Genomic DNA, 3,875 nt, shown 5'->3' on the forward strand with positions numbered 1-3,875 from the left:
CCGGTACCTGGCGAAGTGGTTCTCTAGCAGGGCATTCCTCGGCCGCAACCAACCGGATGGCCCGGAGTCCATCGACCCGTTGCCGGCTATCCCGATCGACTCGGCCGTGGCGCGCTGGGACACCCGGGCTGCCGAGGACGCTGCACTGCCCCTATCAGGGCGGGACTCTCTAGATGAGGGGGTCGCTGCCCGCCGGATGGCCTGACGGCAATTAAGGAAGGGGAGACACAGGGTGCGCAAATCAGCTGTGGCTGGGCCTGGACCCTCTGTATCTCAGCGGATAGCGGAATCCCACAAGCGGGATTTCTGGATAAGGGAGAGCCTCAAGCATGTGGCCCCGCACTTTCGACTGCGCAAATGCGGGCGCATCGTAGACACCATCGCGCAGGGCAGGAAATGCGACCTGCTCGACGTCGGCTGCGGGCCCGCAACGCTGCGGTCCGTGCTGGCGGACAACATCCGTTACTACGGGATCGACCTAGCCATACACATCCCTGCGGACTACCTTCTCGAAGTCGACATCCTCAAGGCGCCAATCGCGTTTGGGACCATGACGTTCGACATCGTCGTCGCCCAGGGACTCTTCGAATACGTCGGCTCACAGCAGTCCGAGAAGCTCCGCGAGATCGCGCAGATACTGCGCCCTGACGGCACATTCATCGTGACGTACACCAACTTCGGCCACCGCGACAGCCGGATGTTCGAGGCGTACAGCAACGTTCAGCCGCTGGACGATTTCAGGCAGGATCTGGCCCGTTACTTCCGCATCCGCAGGTCGTTCCCTACCTCGCACAACTGGCATGGCGGCCAGCCATGGCGGCGGGCCGCCATGGCGGTCAACATGCCCGTCACCCCGAGCATCCCGGTCGTCAGCAGGAAACTGGCCGTGGAGTACTTCTTCATCTGCTCGGCGCGGTAGTCCTCGCCGCGGCCTACCCGATCTCACTCGCGCCGTCCCCGATCGGGGACGGCGCGCGAAGGGGCCCGGGGCGGACGCCAGGCCTGCCGTCGTGCCCCGATGACAGCCGCTGGCCGGCCGGCACCCGCCGGTGCCGGCCGGCCAGGTGCAGCAACGGGACGCGGACCTTGCTGTGCCCGGCCTCCCGCAGGCCAGTGTGCAGCTGCCCCCACCACATCATGGTCCCGAGCCATGTCGCGATCGCCGTCCCCCACACCGTCCCAGTGGCGCCGTGGTAGAAGGCGCCCCCGACACCGAGGCCGAGGTACAGGGCTGACCCGAAGATCATCGAGCGCAGGCTGCGGTGGGCGGCGCCGAGCGCGTGCAAGCCCGCCATCGCGCCCTGGGTGAAACACGATCCCATGACGGTGATCGTGTAGGGGATCACCAGCGCGTACGCGGGCCGCCACAGCTTCGCGCCGAGCAGCAGGTCGCCCAGCCCCCTCGGGATCGTCGCGAGCAGCGCGACACCCCACAGCGCGCACCCGATCGCCAGGGCGGCGCCGACCAGCAGGCAGTAGCGTCGCAAGTGATGCGGGGAGTTGCGCAGGACCCGCGCCGCCTCCGGGACGGTGACGATCGATATGCCCATGAAAACGACGAGGAACGGCCCCAAGAGCAGGCCGGCCGCCTGGACGTAGGCGACGGTGGCCAGGCCCGCGATGCCGCCGATGCAGTAGATCCGCAGCTGGACAGCGCCTGCGTTGGACGTGTTCTCCGCGAGGAAGCGCGGCCCCAGGTCCCGGTTACGGGCCATCCACTCCAGGGCGCAGAGCGGGTTGGGTATGACCCGCGACTGCAGCGGGCCTATGCAGGCCGCGAAAGTGGCGGTCAGCCCCCAGATCAGCACGAACCAGAACACGGAATCGTAATGCATGACCCGCAGGGCCACCATGGCGACGAACATCGCCACGGTCCACACGGTGTCATTGAGCAGGGACTGGCTGCCGCGTCCGAGCGCGAAGAACGCGTACCGCCAGCTGTCCTGCAGCATCAGGCCGGGCATCGTCAGCCCGAGCGCGATGAACGCGACGCCGAGCGTGCCCTTGATCGCGGCGCCGGCCATGAGCGCGCAGATGCCCATCGCGATGCCCGCGAGGACCGAGGTGCCCGTGGAACGCTTGACCGCCCACCGCCACGCCCGGATTTCCGCGTGGCTGAACCGGACCAGCAGCGGCTCGGTGGCAAGTCCGCGGGAGGCGTTGAGCGCGAACGAGTATGTCACGTACACGATGCTGAAGGCGCCGAACTCGGTCGCGCCTAGTTCCCTGGCCACGTAAAAGCTCAACGCGGCGTTGCTCAGGCTGGACATCCCCTGGTCAGCCAGGCCCCAGCCGAAACGGTGCGCGAGCTTGAGCCCGAGATTGCGCGCGCCACCCGCTCGGTTAAGCATCGATCGCGTGTCCTCGCCGTGACGGCGCCGGCGCTGGCGACTCACACAGGTCCGGCATCAATTCCCCTCGGTGCGCAGGCCGGGAACGGACTGCTGGTCGTCCGGTAGAGCATCTCATCGACGGCGCCGGCCGCGAGCAGTTCGCGGATCCTGCGCAGCCGCACGAACCTGGCGGAGACGAAGTCATCGTGGGTCAGGCCGTACGCGGTGTAGGCCTGGAGAAGCTCCGCGACCCCGTCCCGCACGCTCCACCGCAGCTTCAGATCGGGGAAGGCCGACTCGAGCTTGCCGAAATCCACCCGGTAGTCGCGGATATCAGGACCCGCGCCGTCGGCAAGCGTCACCACAGCTCCGGGCACCGCCGCGCGCACCATCTCGGCGACGTCGCGGACCTGCACGTTGTCCTGCGCCCGCCCGACGTTGAACGCCTGGTCGTGGACGACGTCGCGGGGCGCTTCGAGCATGGCGAGGAAGGCGCGGCTGATGTCCTCGATGTGCACGAGCGGCCGCCAGGGCGTGCCGTCGCTTTCCAGGCGCACCTGCCCGGTGGTCAGCGCCACGGCGGTCAGGTTGTTCACCACGATGTCAAGGCGCAGCCTCGTCGACGCGCCGTACGCGGTCGCGTTGCGCAGGTATGTCGGAGAGAAGTTGTCGTCCGCGAGCCTGGACAGTTCTCGTTCTGCGATAACCTTCGTCTCGCCGTACGGGGTGACGGGGAACAGCTCCGCGTCCTCGGCCACGGCGGCCGAGCCGGCGGCCCCGTAGAGGCTGCAGGAGGAGGAGAACAGGAAGCGCTCGACGCCGGCCTGCTTCGCGGCCCGGGCCAGCGCGAGCGTCCCGTCGAGGTTGACCGAATAGGTCGCCGCCGGGTTGAGGTCGCCGAGCGGGTCGTTGGACAGCGCCGCCAGGCAGAGCACCGCGTCGTACCCGGACAGGCCGGCAGCCGTGACGCGGCGCATGTCCAGCATGGCCCGCGGGCCGGCGTCCGGCAGCGCCGGGCCGAGGTCGCATCCTTCGTACAAGCCGAGGTCAAGCCCGTCGACGTCGTGCCCGGCGGCGCGCAGGAAAGGCACGAGGACGGCCCCGATGTACCCGCGGTCGCCTGCGACGAGGATTTTCATGCGCTCCCCCTGCGTTCGGCGTCGTCGCTCCGGCTGGCCAGCGAGACAGTAACCTAACAACCATCAGACCGCTCAGCACCGGTCTTGATACAAAGGACCGCCTTGTTCTCGCGCCGGGGCCGCCCCGGCAAGGCCCGCCAAGGCCGGCACAAGGCCAGGCACAGGGCCAGGCAAAGGCCAGGCACAAGCGCCGCGAACGTATCAGGAGCGGACGCCAGGCGCTCATATGCGAGTGCAGCAGCGCAGAGTTCTGATCATCGTCCAGAACCTCCCCGTGCCGTTCGACCGGCGCGTGTGGCTCGAGTGCCAGGCACTCACTGCGGCCGGCTACCAGGTAGCCGTCGTGTGCCCGAAGGGCAAGGGCGACCCGGCGTATGAGGTCGTCGGCGGGGTCGAGCTCTAC

At 68.3% G+C, this 3,875-nt stretch carries 4 protein-coding genes; 2 read left to right on the plus strand and 2 right to left on the minus strand.

Features of this window, described 5'->3' with window-relative positions; translation table 11 throughout:
- Positions 1–205: hypothetical protein (locus tag Q1N79_RS15580; protein WP_300609744.1), on the plus strand; the 205-nt coding region annotated here is incomplete at its 5' end.
- Between the two features lie 126 nt (positions 206–331).
- Positions 332–919 (plus strand): methyltransferase domain-containing protein, encoded by a 588-nt coding sequence (locus Q1N79_RS15585; protein ID WP_300609746.1) that lies wholly within the window; start codon positions 332–334, stop codon positions 917–919.
- 13 nt (positions 920–932) lie between these two features.
- On the opposite strand, the gene Q1N79_RS15590 is transcribed toward Q1N79_RS15585, so the two are convergent.
- Positions 933–2,351, minus strand: a complete 1,419-nt coding sequence (locus Q1N79_RS15590; RefSeq protein ID WP_300609748.1) for a hypothetical protein — start codon at positions 2,349–2,351, stop codon at positions 933–935.
- A gap of 41 nt (positions 2,352–2,392) precedes the next feature.
- Entirely contained in the window at positions 2,393–3,472 is a 1,080-nt protein-coding gene (locus Q1N79_RS15595) for an NAD(P)-dependent oxidoreductase (protein ID WP_300609750.1), read from the minus strand.
- Positions 3,473–3,875: the final 403 nt, after the last annotated feature.

Source organism: Trebonia sp. (genome assembly GCF_030042015.1).
GTDB lineage: Bacteria > Actinomycetota > Actinomycetes > Streptosporangiales > Streptosporangiaceae > Trebonia.